22 protein-coding genes are annotated in these 23,460 nt (G+C 40.0%); all 22 read right to left on the minus strand.

Annotation, left to right across the window (positions count from 1 at the left end; all coding sequences use genetic code 11):
* Positions 1-99: 99 nt before the first annotated feature.
* The gene (locus tag HMPREF0999_RS05970) at positions 100-2,958 is read right to left on the minus strand and encodes a triple tyrosine motif-containing protein (protein ID WP_009275445.1); all 2,859 of its coding nucleotides are present in this window, start codon (positions 2,956-2,958) and stop codon (positions 100-102) included.
* Positions 2,959-3,049: 91 nt separating this feature from the next.
* Entirely contained in the window at positions 3,050-3,880 is an 831-nt protein-coding gene (locus tag HMPREF0999_RS05975; RefSeq protein WP_009275446.1) for a family 16 glycosylhydrolase, read from the minus strand.
* 137 nt (positions 3,881-4,017) lie between these two features.
* On the minus strand, positions 4,018-5,538 hold the full coding sequence (locus HMPREF0999_RS05980) for a RagB/SusD family nutrient uptake outer membrane protein (RefSeq protein ID WP_009275447.1): 1,521 nt from the start codon (positions 5,536-5,538) through the stop codon (positions 4,018-4,020).
* A gap of 23 nt (positions 5,539-5,561) precedes the next feature.
* On the minus strand, positions 5,562-8,750 hold the full coding sequence (locus HMPREF0999_RS05985) for a TonB-dependent receptor (protein ID WP_009275448.1): 3,189 nt from the start codon (positions 8,748-8,750) through the stop codon (positions 5,562-5,564).
* Between the two features lie 172 nt (positions 8,751-8,922).
* Positions 8,923-10,785: a GH116 family glycosyl hydrolase gene (locus HMPREF0999_RS05990; RefSeq protein ID WP_009275449.1), complete on the minus strand. Its 1,863-nt coding sequence runs from the start codon at positions 10,783-10,785 to the stop codon at positions 8,923-8,925.
* A gap of 14 nt (positions 10,786-10,799) precedes the next feature.
* Positions 10,800-11,777: a FecR family protein gene (locus HMPREF0999_RS05995; RefSeq protein WP_009275450.1), complete on the minus strand. Its 978-nt coding sequence runs from the start codon at positions 11,775-11,777 to the stop codon at positions 10,800-10,802.
* 3 nt (positions 11,778-11,780) lie between these two features.
* Positions 11,781-12,350, minus strand: coding sequence for an RNA polymerase sigma-70 factor (locus HMPREF0999_RS06000; protein WP_010182615.1), 570 nt, complete (start codon positions 12,348-12,350; stop codon positions 11,781-11,783).
* 335 nt (positions 12,351-12,685) lie between these two features.
* On the minus strand, positions 12,686-13,978 hold the full coding sequence (gene tyrS, locus HMPREF0999_RS06010) for a tyrosine--tRNA ligase (RefSeq protein WP_008778966.1): 1,293 nt from the start codon (positions 13,976-13,978) through the stop codon (positions 12,686-12,688).
* Positions 13,979-14,081: 103 nt separating this feature from the next.
* A complete protein-coding gene (locus HMPREF0999_RS06015; protein ID WP_009275453.1) occupies positions 14,082-14,753 on the minus strand; it encodes a TatD family hydrolase in 672 nt (223 codons plus the stop codon).
* Complete coding sequence (gene yidD, locus HMPREF0999_RS06020; protein ID WP_005863660.1) at positions 14,737-14,958, minus strand: membrane protein insertion efficiency factor YidD; 222 nt, start codon at positions 14,956-14,958, stop codon at positions 14,737-14,739. The genes HMPREF0999_RS06015 and yidD overlap by 17 nt, the downstream gene beginning before the upstream one ends.
* A complete protein-coding gene (gene rnpA / locus HMPREF0999_RS06025) occupies positions 14,958-15,344 on the minus strand; it encodes a ribonuclease P protein component (RefSeq protein ID WP_009275454.1) in 387 nt (128 codons plus the stop codon). Before rnpA ends, yidD begins: the two co-directional genes overlap by 1 nt.
* Positions 15,344-16,099 (minus strand): uroporphyrinogen-III synthase, encoded by a 756-nt coding sequence (locus tag HMPREF0999_RS06030; protein ID WP_029257164.1) that lies wholly within the window; start codon positions 16,097-16,099, stop codon positions 15,344-15,346. The genes rnpA and HMPREF0999_RS06030 overlap by 1 nt, the downstream gene beginning before the upstream one ends.
* A complete protein-coding gene (locus HMPREF0999_RS06035) occupies positions 16,096-16,821 on the minus strand; it encodes a DUF4271 domain-containing protein (RefSeq protein WP_009275455.1) in 726 nt (241 codons plus the stop codon). The genes HMPREF0999_RS06030 and HMPREF0999_RS06035 overlap by 4 nt, the downstream gene beginning before the upstream one ends.
* A gap of 36 nt (positions 16,822-16,857) precedes the next feature.
* Positions 16,858-18,204 carry a dihydrolipoyl dehydrogenase gene (lpdA, locus tag HMPREF0999_RS06040; protein WP_009275456.1) on the minus strand — a complete coding sequence of 449 codons (1,347 nt, stop codon included), beginning with the start codon at positions 18,202-18,204 and terminating at the stop codon, positions 16,858-16,860.
* A gap of 10 nt (positions 18,205-18,214) precedes the next feature.
* Positions 18,215-18,619 carry a PH domain-containing protein gene (locus tag HMPREF0999_RS06045; RefSeq protein ID WP_005860302.1) on the minus strand — a complete coding sequence of 135 codons (405 nt, stop codon included), beginning with the start codon at positions 18,617-18,619 and terminating at the stop codon, positions 18,215-18,217.
* 151 nt (positions 18,620-18,770) lie between these two features.
* On the minus strand, positions 18,771-19,475 hold the full coding sequence (locus tag HMPREF0999_RS06050) for a hypothetical protein (RefSeq protein ID WP_005860303.1): 705 nt from the start codon (positions 19,473-19,475) through the stop codon (positions 18,771-18,773).
* 142 nt (positions 19,476-19,617) lie between these two features.
* The gene (locus tag HMPREF0999_RS06055) at positions 19,618-20,181 is read right to left on the minus strand and encodes a DUF5025 domain-containing protein (RefSeq protein ID WP_005860305.1); all 564 of its coding nucleotides are present in this window, start codon (positions 20,179-20,181) and stop codon (positions 19,618-19,620) included.
* 100 nt (positions 20,182-20,281) lie between these two features.
* Entirely contained in the window at positions 20,282-21,205 is a 924-nt protein-coding gene (locus HMPREF0999_RS06060; RefSeq protein ID WP_005860307.1) for a hypothetical protein, read from the minus strand.
* A 24-nt stretch (positions 21,206-21,229) separates the two neighbouring features.
* On the minus strand, positions 21,230-22,183 hold the full coding sequence (locus HMPREF0999_RS06065; protein ID WP_010182623.1) for an outer membrane beta-barrel protein: 954 nt from the start codon (positions 22,181-22,183) through the stop codon (positions 21,230-21,232).
* Positions 22,184-22,442: 259 nt separating this feature from the next.
* Positions 22,443-22,595, minus strand: coding sequence for a hypothetical protein (locus HMPREF0999_RS22445; protein WP_154396539.1), 153 nt, complete (start codon positions 22,593-22,595; stop codon positions 22,443-22,445).
* A gap of 9 nt (positions 22,596-22,604) precedes the next feature.
* A complete protein-coding gene (locus tag HMPREF0999_RS06070) occupies positions 22,605-22,961 on the minus strand; it encodes a hypothetical protein (protein ID WP_005860312.1) in 357 nt (118 codons plus the stop codon).
* Positions 22,962-23,029: 68 nt separating this feature from the next.
* On the minus strand, positions 23,030-23,407 hold the full coding sequence (locus HMPREF0999_RS06075; RefSeq protein WP_005860314.1) for a barstar family protein: 378 nt from the start codon (positions 23,405-23,407) through the stop codon (positions 23,030-23,032).
* Between the last annotated feature and the right edge of the window lie 53 nt (positions 23,408-23,460).

Below are 23,460 nucleotides of genomic sequence, written 5' to 3' on the forward strand. Positions count from 1 at the left end.
TCACTAAATATGGGAACACAAAAATGACAAGGAAAACTCATAGTTATGATTTTCTTATTTCATAGTTATGATATTTTTCATTCATAACTATGAAATTTCTTAGTGGAACTGGATCATGAAATCTACCAAGCTTTGCCCCTCCGGTAGATTTAGTTTTTTACGCAATCGATAGCGCGCCGCCTCGATACCACGTACGGAAAGATTTTGCATACGAGCCATATCCTTAGTTGGCATATTCAAACGTAATAAAGCGCATAATCGTAAATCGCCCGGAGTCAAATCGGGATACCGCTCTTTTAGATTCGTAAAGAACTTTTCGTGGATACGATCGAAATTAGTCTGGAAAATGGCCCATTCATCCTCGCCTGATATATTCTCTTCGATCATGCGGATGAGCTTATCGAAGAATCGTTTCGTATAACTTCCCGATAATTGTTGAGCTTGTATTTCCTTTTTTAGACCTTCAAGGAAATCATTATGAGAGATAACAGACAAAGTAGCACTGGCTAATTCCTTACTCTTATAAGTAAGGTCATTTTCTAATTTTTCATTCTCTAGCTTGACAATTAATTGCTCTTGCGCCCTCAATTGCTCTTCTTGCAATCTCTTTTGCTCCTCGTTAACTTTTTTCTCACGCATGACAATCCACATCGTATACATTCTCACTAATACGACCAGTATACATAAAAACAAAGCAAAATAGATGATCAGCGCCCACCAAGAGCTATAAAATGGACGTTCGATCTTGAATGGATAAGACAGAGAAGATAGCTCTTTTCCTCGATCGTCTTTCACAACCGCATGTAACACAAAATTACCATACGGTAAATTAGAATAAGTCCGTTGAAAATTACTGGTGCCTTCTATCCATTCATTATCAAACCCGTCCAGTTTATAATAGATCAGGAAACGGCGCCCCGTAAAATCCGGATACGAAAACTTAAAAAGAATCGTATTATAGCTATAACTCAATACGGACGCACCGGAAGCCGGTGCGTCCGCTCCCTTGCAAGGGAGCGGAGCGAACTCATTTTCATGCCGATTATAGGCCCTTACCTGCGACAAACTTAATGGAACTCGAGTCGTATCCACATAATTCCGGTATCTGTCATAACGAGCGATCCCCCCGTTTAGACAAAAATAAGACGTCCCGTCGGAAGCCACATAAATATTTCCCCTATCCTCTATGGTCGGATTATCAAACAAAGTAAAAGGAATACGCTGTTTTAACTGGAATCGCCCAGACTCATATCCTAACAATACATATTCCGAATTCCGGATAAACCAATATAAATCATTATTCAAGGAAACAACCCGATAGGTATCGCTTAACTCGGGAAAATCCTCATTCAACAAATCATAAGGAACGATCTTTCCAGTCAAATCCTCATAAGTATAAAACTTACTCCCATCCGAGAAAACAATACGTCCGCGTAATTTCATTACATTAATCGTACCACTCTCATTACCTTCCTCCAGTTTTCCGATATACTCCATCTCTTTCACGCTCCTCAAATCCTCATTCAAGCGAAGACGATAGATACCTTTATACATATGGCTAGCCCATATATTGCCGGTAGGGTCAACCTCAAACGATTTGATCAAATTAGAGAATCCTTCTACATTATGGCTAAATTTCCAACGATTAGTAACCATATCCCGGGTGAAAACACTGAGTGGACGGTAAGACATCTGGAGTAAAACTTCCTTTCCATGGATAATTGTCTTACGTAATGCGGTACCCCCTCCATTGGGCCCCGGTATCTGAGTAGCTTTTCGGCCCTCTAGCTGTAAGGTACCTATATTATGTCCGGCAATCAGTTGATTTCCGACATCGGAGATATACCATGTCTGTTCTTGAGTACCGGGAATCAAGGTTGGATAACTATCATTCTCAGATAACGCATAAAGACCTTGGTTCGTAGCTAAATAAACAATACCCTTCTCTATCACCATATCATGCACCATACCAATCTGGGCCTCAAGCGGTTCATAAAAATAGATCGGAGAATTCACATGTATCTGCGCGATACCATTATCCAATGTAACCCATAAATTATCCGAATTATCAGCAAATACTCTCAATACCGTATTATTAATCAAGCCATTCTCCCGGTTGATATGCCACAAAGTTTCCCCCTGCTTATTAATCGCTACAACCCCATTAGAAATCGTACCCACAATAAAAGTAGAATCTTTCATCATGACTCCCCGGTTTGCGATCCCTTCCTTTAATATCTCATTGGCTGGTGTATTCCACACAGACAATTTTTTACGCACCTCATCATAGATAAAACATCCACTACGAGCCGAGACCAATAATAGCTGATGATCAAATGGCAAGACCGAAACCACATCATCCTCCAAAACCTTTTTCGATAGTAACTCTGTAAACTGGCCGTCATCCATTCGACAAAAGCTTCCTCCCTCCATGAACTGAACGTATAGATGATCGTCTAATGTGAAAATATACAATGGAGACAGGTCGGATACACCTTTTCTTACTTTTTCCCCGTCATAAATAAAAAAGCTCCGGAATGATTGAAAATAAATCTCACCCTTATATTCATTAATCGTCCAGAACTCATCATTATTAAGATAGACGTTCATCTCAGACGAACTGAGTGAATGATAAATCAGATCATTCTCGTCATCCATCTCAAAATACCCGAACTCCTCGAAAGAGCCGACATAAATACGTCCGTCCTTCGATATATACAAAGCACGGACACCTAGATTATTCGGTAATTTCACAAGATCCCAGTGAATACCGTCAAAAACCAAAAGCCCCCGGTTATTCCCAATATACATCTTTCCTCCCGGACCTTGGGAGACGGCCCAATTCTGGTTTCCCGCTTTGTAATCGCTTACGGAATAATTGATGATTTTAGGAATATAGGGTACCTTCGCATTCCCCGTTATACAAAACAACAAGGCAATAACGCAACAAATCAACATACGAACCAACGTCCTCTTAAGTATCTCCTTCACTATATAGTACAGAATGTTATGTACCACAAAAGTAAATAAAAAAACATCACGTTACACCCTACTTCTTATAAACTCTCACATAATCAATCTCAAACACATGTGGAAAAAGAGAATCATCAATACCCTTTTGGCCTCCCCAATTCCCACCGATCGCCAGATTCAGCAAGATATGAAAGCGTTTATCGTAAGGCCAAACCTCATAGCCTGTCCCCTCGTTCTTAAATGTAAAGTATAATTGATCATCTACATAAAGCCGGTACTCATCTTCCTCCCATTCCAAGGCATACACGTGAAACGCTTTATAACAATCCGGACACGCAATTTTAGCATTTTTTTGAGTTCCGATCGCATGATTATATTTTTCCGTATGCGAAGAACCTACGATCGTATCGGGATCATAGCCCACATTTTCCATAATATCTATTTCCCCGCTTTTTGGCCAATCCCCGTATTCCCAATCCGTTGGAAGCATCCAGATGGCCGGCCATGTCCCTCGTCCGGTCGGGAGTTTCGCCCGAATCTCAAAACGTCCGTACAACCAATCCCCTTTTCCTTTCGTAATCAGACGAGCCGATGTATATGAACGACCTTCCATCGGTTCTTTCAAGGCCGTAATCCTCAATACCCCATCCGAGACCCAAGCGTTCTCCTTTCTGCCGGATGTATAATATTGAGCCTCGTTATTTCCCCATTGATATACATTACCTTCCGTATCATAAGACCATTTCGTAGAATCAGGAAATCCCGTATAGTCAAACTCCTCACTCCATATCAATTTCCACCCGCCTTTATCCATGGGTGCAGACAAATCGATATCACTAGCATTCGCCAGACTGCTCAAGAAAACACTATATAGGATAAAACCAAACAAAAGAAATGAACGTGACATAACAATATAGATTAAGATATAAAACAGAATTTCCGCAAATGTATAAAAATCACATCAATAAAAGGTCATAAGGATAAAGTGTAAAAGACTTTATCCTTATGACCTTTTACAAATAGTCTTTTAAGGCTATAAATGAATCAATATCCCGGATTTTGTTGCAATTTATTATTTTTCTGCATTTCTAACGCTGGAATAGGAAATATTCCTTTATAGGCTGGAGTTATTTTATTTTTCTCCCACCAAGTTCCTGTAAAGAAAGTCCCAAAGCGTATCATATCCGTACGGCGATGATCCTCAAAAACAAACTCTTTTTTCAACTCATCCTCAATTGTTTGTAAGGTTATTGTTTCTGGGGTTCCGGTAATACCGGCACGGGAACGAATCTGTTCTAAGAAAGGACGCGCCTTCTCCGGCTGATTTAAGCGCACATAACACTCAACTTGCATCAATAACACCTCCGCATAACGCATAACTACTAAATCATGATCACGTTCCCATTCCTCACCATCTTTTTGCTCATATTTACACCAATGCACTCCCTCATAATCTTTTGCGTCCATGATATCACCAATCTCATCCGTAAAACTTAACGGTTGAAGTCCCTCCTGATTCGGATCTCGATCAACAACTTCCCCAGTACGAAGATCGATCTGATCACCGATCAACATTGTATTACGGCGTATGTCTTTCTCATCGAAGCTATAGTATAATCCGGGTTGAGCCACAATACTATTACCACCTCCCTCAAAAGCTCCAGTTGATGAGATTGCCCATCTTTGCTCATTATGCGTTAAGGCCCAATTCAAGAAATTGCCACTTGTACCCATTTTATGGTCATAAGGTATAGCTAATAAGATTTCCTTAGAAACCTCATTCTCTGTCTGGAAATTAGTAAAATAATTTGTTTCCAATGAGCCAGATATTTGCTGACAAGCTTTAAGGCAATCCTCCCAACGGGATTTTCCAGAAAAGATCTCGGCATTCAAATACAAACGAGCTAATAAACAATACCCTGCGTTCTTAGTCATTTTGCCATAGCCGGATTCAGGCAATTGGTCAATAATAGCTAATAACTCTTTTTCCGTAAAATCAAAAATCTCAGCCCTCGTTGAGTTCGTCGGTAATGTCAGATCCTTATAGTCCGTAATCAATGGTACATTTCCGAACCAATCGATCAAGCGGTAATAGAAATAAGCACGTATAGCCCGTAATTCAGCAAACATCTTATTTTTCTGTTCATCCTTTAAAGAAGACCCTTCTATTTGTGAGATAATAGCATTAACCGTCGAGATTCCATTATAACAATATCTCCATGCCCCAGTGATAGCCACATTCTGATTATCCCACTCATGACGTTTCAACTGAACATATCTTCCGCCATCATACCAATCGGCACCTCCATTCCGAGCCGGAAGTACCGCCTCATCCGAGCTAATCGCCGAAATAAAATAGACATACTCACTAAAAGCATATCCATTCGCACCATCAAAACTGCCTCCACGGAGGGAAGCATACGCACGTCCCATGATAGAAGCGATTTCCGAGTCCGTTTGCCCATATTCATTTGCATTTATCTTATCATACAGATTCTCGGACAAATCGGTACACGCCCCAAACATCATAAGTAACCCAGCCGCTAATATTGATTGTATTTTCATAATTCTCCTGTTTTTATAAATGATTAGAATGATAGATTAAGACCGATAGAAAATGTCCTCGGCATCGGATAAATATTACCTTTATCCAGTCCAACTTCCTTTAAATCTGAAGTACTAACTTCCGGATCTATCCCCGTATAACCAGTTAATACAAACAAATTCTCTCCTGTAGCATAGAAACGTAAACGGTTAACCCCAAAATTCTTCAGGAGACGAGCAGGGAGCGTATAACCCAAGGTTACACTTTGCAAACGGAAGAACGAACCATTTTCCAACCAGAAATCAGAGTAAACCGGCATATTCTCATCAGAGATACCACTTTCAGCGAAAGAGGAAGTGATATTATAATTTGGCATATGGGCCGTATAACCTCTTTCCATTCCCGCTACATTCAGTACCTTCTGACCATACATACCATAACCAGAGATACCCAAATCAAAATCTTTATACGTAAAATTAAATGATAAGCCCATCGTCAATTTTGGTTGGGCGTTACCCAAGATCTCGTCTTCTCCATCATTTGCCAACACGAATTTACCATCTACAATACCCTCGCAATGAGGCCCATAAAATGTTCCTACAGGATAACCTTCCTCTATAACCTGCGAATAACGATTAGACATTCCCAAAATACCTTGTAGCGAACCACTTAATATTCGATCGGTTTGATAAACTTGATTAGATAGTTTATCAATTGTCTGTTTGTTATGTGCCAACGTCAAATTAGCGTCCCAAGTGAAATCCTTATGATTGATAAGGTTTGCCCCCAAAGTCAACTCTACACCCTTATTGGTCAAATCACCTACATTCGCTAAAATGCTAGAATACAAATAAGGAGGATTAGGTACTTGATACGTATATAATAAATCACTAGTCTTTTTCAAATACCAATCGAACGTTAAGTTTAAACGATTGAACAAGAACATATCGACACCCACATTCGTTTGGGCGGTAGATTCCCATTTCAGATCCGGGTTCGGGTTCTGAGTAACCCCATACGATTGTTTCCAAGAATTACTCTCGCTATCAAAATAAGCACCGCCTCCCGTACCCATCAGCATAGCCGATTTATATTCTCCGATCCCGGATTGATTTCCCGTCACACCATAACCGGCACGTAACTTTAAATTAGCGACCCAACTCTGTAAGTCCTCCATAAAAGCTTCCTCCGAAATACGCCAAGCTGCCGATACAGACGGGAATGTACCCCATTTATGATTAGTACCGAAACGTGAGGAACCGTCACGACGAATCGTGGCCGTAAGCATATATCGGTCTTTCAACGTATAATTAGCACGGGCAAAGAATGAGATCAATTTCGCTTGGCTCTTAGAAGATGCTACGTCCTCCAATCGGTTATCCTGCCCCGCTCCCAAATTATTCCATAAAAAATCATCCGTGTCGAATTTTCGTCTTTCGGCTTTCAGAGTCTCAAACGAATAATCCAGATAAGAATAACCAACCATAGCGCCTATACGATGTATCTTATTGAATGTCTTGTCATAGTTTAAAAAAACCTCTAACTGCTTATTCGTATATTCCTCGTTATATCTCTTAGCGTATCCACCATCTGTAACTTTATAAACATAAGACGGACGGTAATAATAATCTTGATTTGAATTATATTCATAAGATAAATTGGTGGTTGCTTTCAGTCCGTCAATAATGGATAGTTCTACCTTACCGTAACCGAGTAAATGCTTACGGGTTGTCTCATCATTTCGTTCCGTATGGCTCTCCACCGGATTATTTTCAGTCAATCGTCCACCGACCTGCTCCAAATAATTCCCATTCTCATCATAAATAGGGGCTGTCGGGTTCATATTATAAATCGTACTATAAATGCCCTTATCCACATTATGCCGTTTATCTGCATTAGCCTGTAAACTCAACTCAACTTTCAACCGGTTATTAAGTCCATATTGATAAGCGGTCAAACTAGCACTCATACGATCCAAATCACTAAACTTAATAATACCCTCGTTCCTTAAATAATTCACGGATGCACGTAGCCCATTATCTTCTCCACCGGAAGAGAAGGAAAGCGTATGGGAATGAGAAATAGCGGTTTGCTGGATCGCTTTCTGCCAATCGGTATTGGCACCATAATCTACGGCATCGGTCAAATTATGATCACTTACATATTGACGCCATTCTCCAGCAGTCAATACATCCAAATTATTAGCGCTCTTTCCTATCGCTACATATCCATTGTATTCAATACTACGCCCTTTTTTCTCTCGATTGGTCGTAACGATAATCACACCATTCGCTCCGCGTGAACCATAAATAGCCGTAGCCGAGGCATCTTTCAGTACATCCATAGACAGGATTTCATTGGGTTGGACCGTACTGAGATCAACCCCGGGAATACCATCCACCACAACCAGTGGCGCATTACTGGCAGACAAAGAGGTACCCCCACGTAAACGCATGGAAGAACTTTTCGTCGGATCACCACCACCTTGTGAGACTACCAAACCAGCGACCTTACCTTGTAACAACTGCTCCGCAGAAGAAATCACGCCTTGCTTAAAATCCTTGGCCGAAACAGAAGCGATAGAGCCTGTTAAATCCGATTTACGAGAAACACCATAACCGATAGCGACAACCGTTACCTCATCCAAACCGATAGAAGTCGGTTTCAATTGGATATTCAACTGTGATTTAGCTTCCACCGATTGCTCTGAGTATCCGATATAGGAGAATGTTATTAATTCCCCCTCCGTTGCCTCTAAAGTATAATTGCCATCTATATCGGTGGTCGTACCATTTTTAGAAGCGGTAATGATAGTAACCCCGATGATCGGCAAACCATTTTCATCAGTCACGACACCTTTGACTGTAATATGTTTTTGTGAAATCTGGGAGGACTGGTTTGTTTCTGCCTTATCCGTTTTTCGATAAAGAACAATATGCCGGTCCGTTATCTTATAAGCGATATCATTACGATTTAATAATTGGTTTAATACCTCCGTAATTCCCTTATCCTTAACATGGATACTAATCCTTTGGTCCGAGCTTACTTCCTCCTCATTATAAAAGAAAGAAAATTCACTTTGCTCCTCAATCGCCTTAAATGCCTGTTCAATCGTTACATTTCGCAAATTGAGGTTGATTGCAGCCGTATCCATATAGCTAGCGGCGAACATCGACGTTGCCCCGGTTAACCCCAGACTTAGCATAAATACCTTGAAGAAATGTTTTTTCATTTGTTAATGATTTAATTTATTAATTATGCTTTTGATAATTCCATTCCTCTCATTGACTTATTTAATATTAGATCCGGATCTTTCTATTTAAGGTCACTCAGAATATTGTTATCTCCATTCATAGTAAAGAGACAAAAAGGATTCGATACGCCTAAAAGAAAATTAAAAAAAATCAGTACATGATCTCTGTATTAACCAAACCGAAATAAACTAAGCCAAACAAACCGGTATTCCAGCCTTGGATATGATAACCTAAATTCTCTCCTGTCAGACTATTTATATGTTCATTAGGTGACCAATCCCCTGAGTTTACTAAATCCGCACGTCCTACTTTCTTAATAATATCAATAGCTTCCTCTTGTTGTCCCATATTAATACGTGCCCAACAGTCCATAAAACTTACCCACGGCCATACACCTCCATTGTGATAAGTAGCCGAAGGATAACCAAAACTATCATCATAATAAGGAAAAGTCTCGGCAATCCCGTAAGGTGTCATACTTTTCGTATTTAAAGTCTCTATGATTTTCAAGGCTCGTTCCCGGGGAACAACATCAAATAAGATACCGATCGTTTGATCCTGTAAAATCCTATCATTTACGCTCCCATCTTTCCATATCTGACAATAATAGTTTCCATTCCACAAGCCTCCTTCTCTTACATCTTTATTCATAGTCTTATATCCTTTTTGATAGGCAGATTGGTAATAGTTAGCTCCCGCTTGATCACCACACTCTTCCGCCAAATAAACCATTTCCTTTAAAGCAGATAAATAAATCAAACAGGTAAAAGGAGAATATTTTCTTCCCTCGATCCCCTTCACATCTTTCCAATCTCCCCAAAAAGAAACCTGAGCAGGAAGTCCAATCTTATCCGTATCTCTAGAAATCAACCAGTTCATGGCATTTTTCATAGCTGGCCAGTAGTTGATCAAGTCTTGTTTATTATGATAATACCGATAGAATCTAGCAATACGCAAAATAAAGAAAGCATTGATATCCAAATCATCCTCCCGCTCAATTAGAGGAAGGATCGTAGTCGGAATCTTCCCGGACGGTTGTTGCCACTCGATACTTTCCTCAATCATCTTTCTCTCTAAATCTTTATAAAATACCAAATGCAGCCAACTTGTCCAATAACTATCGCGTTGATTTAACTCACGATATCCCATTGTAACAAGTTCCCCTTTTTTTGTCCATTTCGTAAGTGATACGCCCGGAATCATATACCATCGCACGTAAGTATCCAATTCTTTATCGCCTGTTTTGGGAATCGCTAAACTAAAAGCTGTTGTTTTATCTTTAAAAGCCGACCACATTTTATATGCATAGGCCGAAAGATCATCAAGTGTCCGGAAATTAATACTACTGATCCAGTTATCATCCCGAAAAGTAAATAAGACCTTGATTTTCTTTTTCTCGCCAGCCAACAAAGAAACTGGGATAGAAAGTTTTTGTCCAGCCCACAAACTTTCGGTTTGATCAGTCGTAATTTGGCAATTATTTTTGTTACTAATGCCCGTATATTCATCATTCTCACTGAAGCTCATATCTTTCGCTAAATTCTCGTCCGGTTGAGCGACCAGTGTAAAATGCTCTTCTTTAGAAGTCGGATTAGAACAACAAATCTCTAACATCAAAACAGGGAGAGCAGAAGTTTCCGCATCATTAACCCCCAATGGGCAAAAAGCCTCTGTAGTAAAAGTCACTTTTGTGAGGGACGATCCTTTATAATCATTTTTTACAAACGGAAATTCCCTTATGATATTCTTTTTAGGAAATTCAGAAAATAACTGTCGCCTACCATCTTTCTCAATCGAGAACATTACGGCACCTCTGTTAGTTAACCAATCCCCTAATGTCCCGGGATTTTGCATAATCTGTCCGAAGAAGTCTCCAGATACTGAGGCATTAACAGTTAACGCAAAGTTAGCGATCGGATACCCATCGACAACTTGCCTTTTTTGAGCGACCATAGAATGACTAATCATCCAAAATAAAAGAAAAAATAGAGAATGTGTTTTCATGCTATTCATTGAATCGTATTCTTTTAATAAATTGTTACTTGATTATCAACTATTGTATATTGAAAAGGTACATTAATCCGTATTATATTGAAAATTTGTGGAAGCGTTTCATTATTAATAAACTTACCGGTAAATACCTTATGTTCCAAACCAACCTTCTCAATCGTGATCTTACAATTGAACTTTCTTTCCAAACTCTTACAAATATTACCGAACGATTTCTTCTTAAAAAACAATTTCCCCTCAGTCCATCCTATAGCATATTCCCTTTCGAATGGCTCTAACTGAACCACCTTCGTGTTCTTATCATATACAGCAGAGGTACTAGGCGTAAGATGATAATGTTTATTATCCATATTATTCTTTATCTCGACAGATCCGGATATCAAGCTTGTCACTACCTCTTCTTCCTCTCCATAAGCCGATACATTAAAAACAGTCCCTAATACCTTAACATCTATTTGCCTCGTTTTGACAATAAACGGGACATGTTCATTACATGCAACCTGAAAACAAGCTTCTCCTACCAGTCTCACATCACGGGAACTTTTATTATAATCCGTAGAATAAGAAAGCCTGCTCCCATGATTAAGGGTTACCACAGAACTATCTGGCAATACCACTTCAGATACGCCATTTTGAGAATTAAAAACAATCCATTCCTCTTTTACATCAGACCGAGGTTTTATCGATTCAAAGAGAAAAAAGCCTATTAATAAAGTGATACTGGCCGCTATAGACAAAAACAGATATATATTTTTTATGGAACCCTGCTTACTTCCCTTATCCTTAAACATCTTATGATATAGCTCCTCCCGCACACCTTCTTTTATTTCTGAGGCATGCCCATAATCACAGTCAAGCGAGATATGATCTATTATCTTGAAAATCTTTTTTTTCTCCTCATCCAGCACATCTAGCGCATCAGATGGAAGATCATCGTTTTCCCGGTTTAATAGACTTGCTAGTTTTTGCCATTCTTTTTCAACCTTAACCTTCATATTTCATTTAATTTTTTTACCTGTGCGATACTCCTGTATGACTATTCCAATTTTCCTTATTGCTATGCACATCTGTGCGTGTACCGTCCGATCCGATATCGAAAGGATCTGAGCCACTTCCTTGTAGGTCATATTTTCTTCTCTCACCATAAAGAAAATTAAACGACACTTCTCAGGCAAAGAGTTTATCGCTAACTCAATGATTTTCTTTAATTCATTGTCCAAGATCTCTTGTTCCGGTGTTGATTTCTCAGACAGACCTCCTAAATCAGCGTCTTCCAACCGTATTTTCTGGTACTTATCGCTCTCACTCTTATATTTAAGAGCATGATTCCGGGCACAGATAAATAGATAGTTCTCATAATTCTGTATTTCTGGCAATTGCTTTCGGTTTTGCCACAAATACAAATAAACATCAGAAATCACATCTTTACATACACCTTTCTCCACAAGAAAATAGCTTGTGTATCTATACAATTTCATATAGGTATAATCAAAAAACAGTTGGAAAGCCCTTGGGTCATCATTCGCAATCTGTTTAAATAGAGATCGTATATTAATTGTTTCTTCCAATGGATGTGATGTAAATATCTATTTTATGATGAAGAGAAAAAAAGAGTGAAGTATGCCTAAAGAAGCAGATTGAATAAATTCGCATTTAGGGTTTATTAAGAGATCATGACCCCTACTTGCTTATATCCGCTAGGGCATTATATAATAAAAAAAGAGATGTCAAAATTGACATCTCTCTCTGGATTGTTGAGTTGTCTCACGAGGATTCGAACCTCGACAGACAGAACCAAAAACTGTAGTGCTACCATTACACCATGAGACAATCCGATTGCTTTACTAAAGCGATGCAAAGGTAAGAATAAAATCTTACCTTGCAAATTTTTTTGATTATTTTTTTACTTTGCGATCAACAAATAATAATTTTTCTTACCTCTTTGAACCAATAAATACTTATCGTCAAGCAGTGAGGAACAGTCGATTACAGTATCAACCTCCGCTAATTTCTCTTTGTTAAAACTTACGCCACCACTTTGTACCAATTTACGCATCTCACCTTTTGAAGGGAAGATAGCGGCTTTTTCAGTACACAAATCAACAGCCTTGATTCCTGCGGCCAATTCATCACGGGAGATATCGAAATGAGGAACACCCTCGAATACGGCTAGTAATGTGTCCTCATCCAATTTCAACAAAGCCTCGTGAGTGGAGTTACCAAACAAGATATTGGAAGCCTCGACAGCGGCCTCATAATCTTCCAAAGAGTGAACCATAACAGTCACTTCTTTCGCCAAACGTTTCTGCAACGGACGCAAATGAGGAGCGGCCTCTTGCTCCGCCTCCAAAGCGGCGATCTCTTCTTGGCTCAAGTCCGTGAAGATCTTGATATACTTGGCGGCGTCAGCGTCGCTTACGTTCAACCAGAATTGATAGAATTTATACGGAGAAGTATAGCGACGATCCAACCAGATATTACCGGATTCCGTCTTTCCGAACTTACCACCGTCGGCCTTCGTGATCAACGGGCAAGTCAAGGCATAAGCCTCCCCTCCCAACGTACGACGGATCAATTCCGTACCAGTCGTGATATTACCCCATTGATCGGTACCACCCATCTGTAGACGGCAACCCTCATGCTCATACAAATACAAATAATCGTAGCCTTGTAGCAATTGATAAGAAAACTCGGTGAAAGACATACCTACACTAGATTCGCGGCTCAAACGTTTCTTCACTGAATCCTTAGCCATCATGTAGTTCACGGTAATATGCTTACCGATATCACGGATAAAATTCAAGAAAGAATAACCCTTCATCCAGTCATAGTTGTTCACCAACTTAGCGGCATTAGGAGCGTCGGAGTCAAAATCAAGGAACTTAGCCAATTGTTTCTTGATGCAATCCTGATTGTGACGAAGAGTAGCCTCGTCCAGCAAATTACGCTCGGCAGACTTCATAGACGGGTCACCGATCATACCGGTAGCGCCACCCACTAAAGCGATAGGACGATGACCGGCACGTTGGAAATGCTTCAGCATCATCACACTTACTAAGTGTCCGATATGCAAAGAGTCTGCCGTTGGGTCAATCCCCACATAGGCCGATGTCAACTCTTTCTGCAATTGCTCTTCCGTCCCGGGCATCATATCAGCGATCATGCCCCTCCATCTTAATTCTTCTACAAAATTCATCGTATTAATTTATATCGTATTACATTAATATATTTGTCACTTTATCTCATACGAGGCAAAGGTACGACTTTTTAATTGAGAATCGAAAATTGATAATTGATAATTATCCGTTTAGGTGGAAGATAGAAACGTTTTTAGCGATTTGAATCCGCAGCTTTTCTTCCGGAATATCCAACGCTTCCGCTACATTTTGGTAGACCCCGCGGATATCAATCGATTTATCATCGGTCTCCAAGAAAAGGAAATCAGGCCATGCGGCACGCAAAGCCGACGGATTAAAACGATCTCCAAAAGAGAGATAAAACCCCAAGCGAACCAATTGGGAGGCAAGTTCACCATTACCTCGAAAGCCATGGATAATCCAAGGCATCTCCGGTTTCACGGCCTTTTTACAGGCAATGAGATCCGCCCACGCTTTTACGCAATGGATGATTAATGGCTTATGTGTTTCCTCCGCTAAATTGGCTTGTGCCAGAAACACCTCTTTTTGCAAATCCATTGGAGATTCGGCCAGTGTATCAAGTCCAGCCTCTCCGATCGCCACGACTCCCGAACCAGACACCAATACCCTAAGTAGATCTATCTGCTCCTTTACATTATATATATACCACGGATGAATACCATATGAGCGAATAACCGTATCAGGAAGTGAACCCGGCTGCATATCACCCATTGGACTCACGATCCTATTTATAATCGCGATATCCTCCTTATGGAAAGGCATCTGATGCGTATGTATATCATAATAACCCATGGCGTTACGGAACCGGATCATAACCGCTCCCACCCCAAGGATGGCAACGAAGTATTCGTTTAACCGCAAGATACAATCCTTTCACAGGGCCATATTTCTTCAAGGCTTGCACCGCATATTCGGAACAAGTGGGCGTATACCTGCACGAAGCCGGTGTCATAGGAGAGATACAATATTTGTAGAAATAAACCGGCAATAAGAGTAATGTGGTAAAAAAGCGTCTCATTATTCTTTATCCCGAAGGATATGGATCGCTTTCTTCATTGCCTTTTCCATCACAGCGTACGGATGGATCTCTTTATCGAGGTACAGGAAAGCGATTAACATGCCCTTATTCTTCGCTTCCAACGGTTCCAGTAAATCATATTTACGAACCCGGTAAGCCTCACGTACCTGTCGTTTGATCAAGTTACGTTTTACGGCTCTCTTAAATCTTTTCTTCGGTACACTCACTAAGAAGGAAGCACGGGCAGGCATCTCTTCCTCCATCGGTAAATAAACGACCCGCAGTGGAAACGCCACGAACGATTGTCCTTTTTCGAATAATAGGTCAATGTAACGTTTCCACGACAGGCGTTCTTCTTTTGAAAGGGTATACCTTTTTGTCGTCATTATTTTTTACCGTCTTGCTGTTTTTTCAGATATAAATCCAAAGCAGCAGTCATAGAAGGGGCTTCCACCGTGGGAGCCTCAACGTCCAAACGCAGACCCGCATCTTTAACAGCCTTTGCCGTAGTAGGGCCAAAACAGCCGATCTTTATATCGTCTTGTTTGAAATCCGGGAAGTTCTTCAATAAAGAAGAGATACCCGACGGACTAAAGAAAACCAACATATCATAATCGAATTTCTCGTCCTTCGCGAAATCATTGCTCACCGTACGGAACATCACCGCTTTCGTATAGTTGATTTTCTTCGCATCTAACAAAGCGAATAGATCATCTTTATGTACATCGGAAACAGGTACTAGGTATTTCTCCTTCGCATGTTTGGCGATAACAGTCACCAAATCATCTGCCTTACCGGTCTGACCATAAAAAATCTTACGTTTTCTATAAACGATATACTTCTGGAGATAAACAGCGATCGCCTCTGTCATACAGAAATACTTCATCGTTTCCGGGATAGCCACACGCAATTCCTCGCATAAATGAAAGAAATGATCGATAGCCGTACGAGCCGTAAAAATAACGGCGGTATGATCCAAAACCGAGATTCGTTGCTGCCTGAACTCCTTGGAAGATAAAGGTTCAACCTTGATGAACGGGCGGAAATCTATTTCCACACCGTATTTTTCTGCAATATCGAAATATGGTGATTTCTCCGATGCAGGCTTCGGTTGTGATACCAATAATTTTTTAATATTCAATGCCATAGAGTACTTGACTCGATAAAGTTATACAAATAAATAATGCCTTCATACAGAAAAACTAAAGGCAATATTTCTTGGCCGCAAAGGTACAAACTAATATATAAAAAACTGCTATTTTTCCTGTGAAATATCCGTATGGTCTTATAAATTATCACAAAACGACACAGAATATAAAAAAATACAAACAACAAAACAGGAATTTGTATACTGCTCCCCACGAATACCAACCAAAGTGCCGGAATGTATAAACAGATCCCCCACGCTCCTATAATAGCGTTATAATTAGTCTTCCAAAACTTGTATTTCGGAGCGTCCGTAAAAACAACCCCCAATAAATAATAGAAACAGCGCTTACACCAATAAAACAGCATCAATACCATCATTATCAACCCAATAGATATCAACACCGTATTTTCTAGCAAATGGTTGAAATACCCATATGCCTTAGCGATAGCAAAAAGACAAACGCTACAAAGAAACAAGGCTTGAAACGTCATGAAATTCCGGAAGAGCCATTCGCTCCCCCTCGTTACCTCAAATAAATTTTGACGTTCTTTCACATATACCACATCACGCATCATCTTCAGGAATAAACGATAATTGGTACGGAACACCAACGCAAAACACATAAATAAGACGAACAAAAGGCTAAAGACCACATCGTCCACCAATTGTCCGTCCCACAAACGAATCCCTACATATCCTTCAAATGTACCCATGTGCCGCTATTATCGGCACAAAGGTACATAATTATTTCAATAAAGCGCTTCCTTAATAATCTCTCCTACCGTAGGATGCGGGAACACAAACGACTTTAACTCATCCGATTTCATCCCCTTCTCAATAGCGATTCCGGCGATCACGATCAACTCCGAGGCCGGATTACCCAACATATGGGCACCGATCAGCGTCTCATCCTCCGACAAGATCAACTTACAAACACCATTCCCCATCTCATTCTCCGCGACAAAACGCCCAGAGAATGCCATCGGTATTTTCTTCACGGTATACGAAATACCTTCTGCCTGCAACTCCTCCTCTGTCTTCCCGACACCGGCGATCTCTGGATTCGTATAAACGACACCCGGAATAGCCTTATAACTCATCGGGCGCGATTTGCCCAAGAGATGATCCACGGCCACCTCCGCCTCGCTAACTGCCGTATGCGCCAGTAAGGAAAAAGCGGTAATATCACCGCAAGCATATACATTTGGCAGGGAAGTCTGCATGTACTCATTCACCTTCACCCCATTACGGAAAGGCTCCGGAGCCAGTGTCTCCAAGCCAAAACCTTTCGTAACCGGACGACGCCCTACACTCAAAAGGACTTTATCGCCATGCAACGTGAATGTCTCCCCGTCTTTCTCTACAGAAACCTCGGTTCCATGCACCCCGGTCACTTTATGACTTAGATAGAACTTGATCCCCCGTTTAGTGTATTCCGCTTGCAACATTTCGGACAGCTCACGATCCATCGGGCCTAATATCTTATCCAACATCTCCACGACATGTACCTCTACCCCAAGGCTATTGAAGAAAGAAGCGAACTCCATACCGATCACGCCTCCACCGATTATCACCAAAGAGGCCGGAAGCTCCTTCGATTGCAACGCCTCCCGGCTCGTCCAATATTCCGTCTCCGCCAATCCGGGTATAGGAGGAATTATCGTTTCTGATCCCGTACAGATCAAAAGGTTCGCAGCCTCGTATAGCTCTTCTCCGGCGGCGATCGTAATCGTCCCGTCGGCCGCACGCCCTTGGATACAAGCTTCCGCCGTAACCATCACCACGCCATGCTCCGTCATTTTCATACGGATACCGGCTGTCAGCTTTTTCACGACCTTATTCTTACGGGCGATGATTTTCGGGAGATCAAAAGAAGGATTCTCCGCTTTCACCGCATACTTGGAAGCATGCTTGATATTATCATACGTCTTAGCGGAATAAAGAAGCGTCTTTGTCGGCACGCATCCCTCATTCAAACAAACCCCGCCCAATGCGTTTTTCTCAAAAAGAATCGTGGAAAGCCCACCCTGCGCCGCTCTCTCCGCGGCAGTATAACCGGCAGGACCTCCACCGATTATAGCGACATCGTATTTCATACTATTAGATCTATTTAAGTTGTATATTAGGATTTATCTTTCTCAACTGTTTGATAAAATCAGCCCGGTTGGTCGGAGATATGAGCATCCAAGGTTTCCCATTGCTCCATATGATCAGCCGATCCAACGAAAGGGCGTAGCTGGACACCGGCATCACGGTAGATTCCAACGCCTCTATATCAGCGATAGCGATCTTCTTCTCCGGGAAAATACTACAATGCGCTATCAACACATCATCTTCCGTTATCCGGTAATACGTATTAAAGAAAACATGAAGCACCCCCAACGCAGCGACCATCATACCCACTATAGCCGATATATTGGTACGCAAAAACGCAGCCACACAACCAATTACCACCATGATAATCACCAGATGATACCACCATCCCACTTTTGATTTATATTCTCTTTCCATTTTCCGAAATTTGCCGCAAGTTAACGAAAAACGTCAAACAAAAAGAAAATTGCCCAATCTTTCCTATAAAAGAAAATACGCTGTCACTTCTCAGCAACAGCGTATCCACTTAAACCGGTTAATACAAATCATAAGATTGTAGTCGCCTTTTTTATTTTAATTCTTCCAATACCGTATAGGATTGTAATACGTTATTCTTATCATATTGTTCCGTACGCACTAAGCCTACATTCGGGCTGTACCACTCATAGCCATACCCAGTGATTGTCTCCTTTGATTTAGGGGAACGTGTAGCGATATTATATTTTACCTTAGCGCAATCGAACGTACCGGCAGGAGTTGTTATGCTTTCCGTTTTAATAAACTCACGGTCCTTAATGGCCATATCCTTACGATTCTTCCGATTCTTCTTATCGTAGATCTTTACGGAAGCCTCGTCGAAATACACGTTATTCTTATCGAAATTAGCCGCATACGGATTTGGGTAATTTATAAAGTTCTCCGTGATATCCACATTCGTATTCATTTCCGATACCACTCCCGGATAAGAGAGTGTCTCTTTCGAGTCGAGGAAAAATTCTCCATTCTGGCAGTATGCCTTGATATCTCCTTTGTTCACGATCGTACCGGAGGGATTAGTATATACGTAGTCCGCTTCCACCTCTTGGCCGGAAGGCAATGTTTCCACCTCATCCACTTGATAACTCATAACAGATTGTAAGTTTCCCTTCGCGTCATATCCTTTACGGACCCATACCGTTCCCTCTGTTTGCGGAAAGAAGAACGTACAATCTTGCGCCATCGCTCCTCCCGCGATCAATGAGATTAAAGCCGTGTATAATATTTTCACCTTCATAATTTTGACGTTTAATTAATTCACTACTAAATACATGCCGGATATCCAATGCTTTGTTAGAACAGAGTGAACCCCTAAATGTTCAGAAGGTAAAAATTAAAAATAGCCAAAATATCGTAAGGCAGCGGTATATCATCCACTATCAATGGATACCGAATATAGCATCTTTTACGACGATAGAATCATTTACATCGTACCTATTATATAAAGTCCCTTCCATCTTTCCCTCAATATATGGCATCATGGACGATTCATGGTAACGAACACTATCCACATAGACCTTAAACGGTTTTTTTAAAGGACAATATTCCACCTTATTTAGTGAATCCGTTATCCGGATATAAGACGTTATCTCCTCTTGTGTCCGAATCCCCTTCTCTATATTATATTCTCCTTCTTGTAATGGGAGCAATACCACCTTCATCGCATAACGGCTTGAATGTTCGCGATCCAGTGGAATCGTCCAATGCGAACATCTCAAGACCTCCCATTCTCCCCTCCTTACTTCCGAATAAAATCCAGCATCTATATATCTCCATGAAGCCGACTTATTCCTAATAGAAATATCCTGTCCGTTTACCGCCCCCTCAAAATATCCCAGATAATAGGGTGTTTCTTTAGGTGTATCCTCTATTATCTCTTCTTTCTCGCAAGAGATAAACGCCAACTGCAAAAGAAATAGTGAAAAATAAATTAGGTATCTCATAACGCATATATTTTAGAAGTAAGACACTTATATTCAGAGCTATTTCCAAAGATACAAACTTTATCCGGATTTCAAACTAAAAAGACGTAGAATTGAAGTTCTATAAACCAAATACACACAAATCACTTCCTACATATGTACGAACCTCTTTACTATACAAGTTTCCATATATTATATTATCAGTTACATTTTTCTTAGATAAATTCAATCCCCAATGATATCTAAACATTAACCTATTCTCGCCTTCCTTAAACAATGGGGATGATACAATTACGGGGTAGTTAATCTCATAGACTAAACCGGACGGTATATTTTGTAACTGATCCGATTTTCCCTTCGACAATATGAAACTAGGAGGCATTATACTAGAACTCATTCGCATAGATTTTTCGTATATCATAATCACTCCTCCCGGATAAAACAGCTTATCCTTATCCGATATATTCTTAAATCGCAAGCTTACCCTTACAGTATCACCCATCAAAACAGTGTCTCGATCAGTTGCAATCACAAGGCTCATATTTTCTACGATATTCCCATCCGGCAATAATTTATCTTGTTCTTTCTCAAACATCAATGACTCCGAATAATGCCATTGTCCACTGTCCTTGCTTCTTTTAAGAACAAAATTATAGAAACTTTTAGCGGCCAAATCTCCATTTTTTGCTGAGATGAACCTAAATGATTTTGACAATTCCTGTATAGTATTCCTATCCTCTCCATCCATACCTTTCTCCCAAGAAGACGAGCTACAATAAGGTATCCCATTCTCATCTATCAAAAATGTTATAAAAAAATGGGTATCCTCATAATTAATCTCCGATAACTTCTCACAAATCAAATCCGCATATTTACCGGACGATCTCATCAAAACTGGTGGGACACCCCACCATGTCACTAGATGATTTTCCATCCATCTTCCATACCTATCGTAATATTCTTTATCACAATCAGAAGAAGTGTCTTGAGCAAATGCAGTTACACTGATAGACAACATCATCCATAAACATCCTATTTTCAACATCTTGATAACATTTTTTCGTCAATACTAGAAATGGAATCGTACCCCCGCATCAAAAGTCAAACGAAATAAGCCAGAGTAATCTCCTTTATCGTAAGAGACATTCTCTTGCTTGGGTAAGGAACCTCCTACATAACCGATATTCAAGCCCACTCCCACATGCTTTGACAAAAGATATTCTGCGCCTAATGAGAAATTATATCCTACACCGGATAAGGACTCGCTTATCCCCCTCGCCGATTCCCGGTAACTAAAATATCCTATACCTATTTTCTCTTCCACGATCCATCGGTTTATGATTTGTTTCATCACAAATTGAGGAGCGACATAAGTAAGCCCCACGTTAATATCTATTCCCGAATAAGTATAAGACGATTTATATCCCGAATACAATAAGCCAGCACCGAAACCGCTCCTTGATATCCAATCATACCCAACTTGCCAATCCAATCCGTTTTTAGGATGGCCAGACCCACCCGGTGGCAAATAAAATTTACTGGTCACAAAAGCGTAACCTATATTCGCATAAATCGTGTTATGCTCAAATGAAGACTTCTCCACGACAGCCTCTTCCTCCAAATCCAAAGCTTTCGATAGAGGAGCGGCCCGAAACGCCGCCGTGTCCGACACTAAAAGCATACTACCGGCTATCTGATGGCAACTACTACCCAATAATGAAGGTTTCCGATGGTCTGTCAACGCCAATGCGTTACCTCCCGCTTTTGCCGTTTCTTGTTTCGCCAACCAAACAACCTGATCATAATTACATTTAGTAGACACTCCGTTATCCACTACAGAAACATTGCCGATCCTCTCTGCCGAGGCAGGAACAGCCTCCCCCAGCTCATACAAACGAACCTTATCCGCAGTTACGCTTGCCGGGTAACTTTTAGAGATATTTGTAATGACTTTGGGCGCACATCCTGTCATTAGAAACAGAAAAGAGACAAATAAGACAGACAAACATTTAATCATTTTCATTTTTCATTTATAAGTTCAACATCCACTTTCTAAACTCCTCATTCTTTCTAAGTACCTAGATTTAATAATAAAACGTGCTTAGCCACAAAAAATTATTTATCACAAACCATTCTATCCAAACCATTGAACAAGCCCTTACCTTTTGCTGTATGAAACCAACATATCAATATACAAAAGTTCAAACAAAAAATAGGCTGTCTCATTTTCCATCACGAAACAGCCTATTTTTAAATAAACCCCTTCTTATTACCGCTTAAAATCAAGAGAATAACTCTGCATACATTTTGAGGTAGCGCTCCCGAAATTGCAACGCTATGCCTTTTCCCATCGCTCCGGCGCAATTACAACCATGAGCGTAACTGCGAACTCCATTCAGATTGAATATATCACCTTGCTTTATAAAATTAACCATAAATCACATCTATCTAATTTTCTCCAACACTCCATCATCAAATCCTACAGTTATATACTTAGTATGTAATAACCAAGCACTAACCTTCTCCAATGAAATAATGTCCAATAAGATCGTAATTACCTCATTTAAGAACTTATCCGGATCCACATCAACACCTTCAATATTTAGATACTTATCGACCGGCTCATAATCAACATCACAAGCCCAATCATCATCGTCCACATCATAACTTTCAGAGCCTATCAAATAAACACAATATCCATTTTCAGACTCAAAAATACCAAAATTCAGTGCTACTATATTTTCTGGTATCACTTCATTATGGCTTAATTCCAAAAGCCAGTCTTCTATCTGTTTCTTCATAGCATTTATTCTTTTAAAAATACTTCAAACATATAAAGCACATTCGATAAATTAAGTTAACACAAAATTTATTTCATTAAATCAACGACATCCATTATTCGTTTTTTATCTTTCTCTGAAAAAATAAAACATACAGAATGATCATTAAAACCAGCCCAAAATGAAAGAGTTATTTTAATTATTTTCAAATACATTCTTAAGTCATACTCATCTAACAATGATAAATCTTCATGTATTATTACAATATCATTATTAGATATCCAGTCAAAATCCCTATAAACTTCACAAAGAGCATCCCAATTTTCTCCAAAATAATTAGGAAACACTAGAGCTTTTGATAAGTTAAGGAATAAATCCATTTTGTCTCGTACTTTATATACATATCCAATAAATGTATCCTCCACTAGATACATTCTAGGATACTTTACAAAAAATATATTCTCCATCTAATAGTAGTTTTAGAATACAAATGAAAGAATAATATTATATATTCACATAC

This window comes from Parabacteroides sp. D25 (genome assembly GCF_000307475.1).
GTDB classification, from domain to species: Bacteria; Bacteroidota; Bacteroidia; order Bacteroidales; family Tannerellaceae; genus Parabacteroides; species Parabacteroides distasonis.

Excerpts from the sequence above, each read along its gene's own strand:
- HMPREF0999_RS05970 (WP_009275445.1), bottom strand. The coding sequence starts at position 2,958 with ATGTTGATTTGTTGCGTTATTGCCTTGTTGTTTTGTATAACGGGGAAT.
- HMPREF0999_RS05975 (WP_009275446.1), bottom strand. The coding sequence starts at position 3,880 with ATGTCACGTTCATTTCTTTTGTTTGGTTTTATCCTATATAGTGTTTTC.
- HMPREF0999_RS05980 (WP_009275447.1), bottom strand. The coding sequence starts at position 5,538 with ATGAAAATACAATCAATATTAGCGGCTGGGTTACTTATGATGTTTGGG.
- HMPREF0999_RS05985 (WP_009275448.1), bottom strand. The coding sequence starts at position 8,750 with ATGAAAAAACATTTCTTCAAGGTATTTATGCTAAGTCTGGGGTTAACC.
- HMPREF0999_RS05990 (WP_009275449.1), bottom strand. The coding sequence starts at position 10,785 with ATGAATAGCATGAAAACACATTCTCTATTTTTTCTTTTATTTTGGATG.
- HMPREF0999_RS05995 (WP_009275450.1), bottom strand. The coding sequence starts at position 11,777 with ATGAAGGTTAAGGTTGAAAAAGAATGGCAAAAACTAGCAAGTCTATTA.
- tyrS (WP_008778966.1), bottom strand. The coding sequence starts at position 13,978 with ATGAATTTTGTAGAAGAATTAAGATGGAGGGGCATGATCGCTGATATG.
- HMPREF0999_RS06015 (WP_009275453.1), bottom strand. The coding sequence starts at position 14,753 with ATGATCCGGTTCCGTAACGCCATGGGTTATTATGATATACATACGCAT.
- yidD (WP_005863660.1), bottom strand. The coding sequence starts at position 14,958 with ATGAGACGCTTTTTTACCACATTACTCTTATTGCCGGTTTATTTCTAC.
- rnpA (WP_009275454.1), bottom strand. The coding sequence starts at position 15,344 with ATGACGACAAAAAGGTATACCCTTTCAAAAGAAGAACGCCTGTCGTGG.
- HMPREF0999_RS06035 (WP_009275455.1), bottom strand. The coding sequence starts at position 16,821 with ATGGGTACATTTGAAGGATATGTAGGGATTCGTTTGTGGGACGGACAA.
- lpdA (WP_009275456.1), bottom strand. The coding sequence starts at position 18,204 with ATGAAATACGATGTCGCTATAATCGGTGGAGGTCCTGCCGGTTATACT.
- HMPREF0999_RS06045 (WP_005860302.1), bottom strand. The coding sequence starts at position 18,619 with ATGGAAAGAGAATATAAATCAAAAGTGGGATGGTGGTATCATCTGGTG.
- HMPREF0999_RS06050 (WP_005860303.1), bottom strand. The coding sequence starts at position 19,475 with ATGAAGGTGAAAATATTATACACGGCTTTAATCTCATTGATCGCGGGA.
- HMPREF0999_RS06055 (WP_005860305.1), bottom strand. The coding sequence starts at position 20,181 with ATGAGATACCTAATTTATTTTTCACTATTTCTTTTGCAGTTGGCGTTT.
- HMPREF0999_RS06060 (WP_005860307.1), bottom strand. The coding sequence starts at position 21,205 with ATGTTGAAAATAGGATGTTTATGGATGATGTTGTCTATCAGTGTAACT.
- HMPREF0999_RS06065 (WP_010182623.1), bottom strand. The coding sequence starts at position 22,183 with ATGAAAATGATTAAATGTTTGTCTGTCTTATTTGTCTCTTTTCTGTTT.
- HMPREF0999_RS22445 (WP_154396539.1), bottom strand. The coding sequence starts at position 22,595 with ATGGTTAATTTTATAAAGCAAGGTGATATATTCAATCTGAATGGAGTT.
- HMPREF0999_RS06070 (WP_005860312.1), bottom strand. The coding sequence starts at position 22,961 with ATGAAGAAACAGATAGAAGACTGGCTTTTGGAATTAAGCCATAATGAA.
- HMPREF0999_RS06075 (WP_005860314.1), bottom strand. The coding sequence starts at position 23,407 with ATGGAGAATATATTTTTTGTAAAGTATCCTAGAATGTATCTAGTGGAG.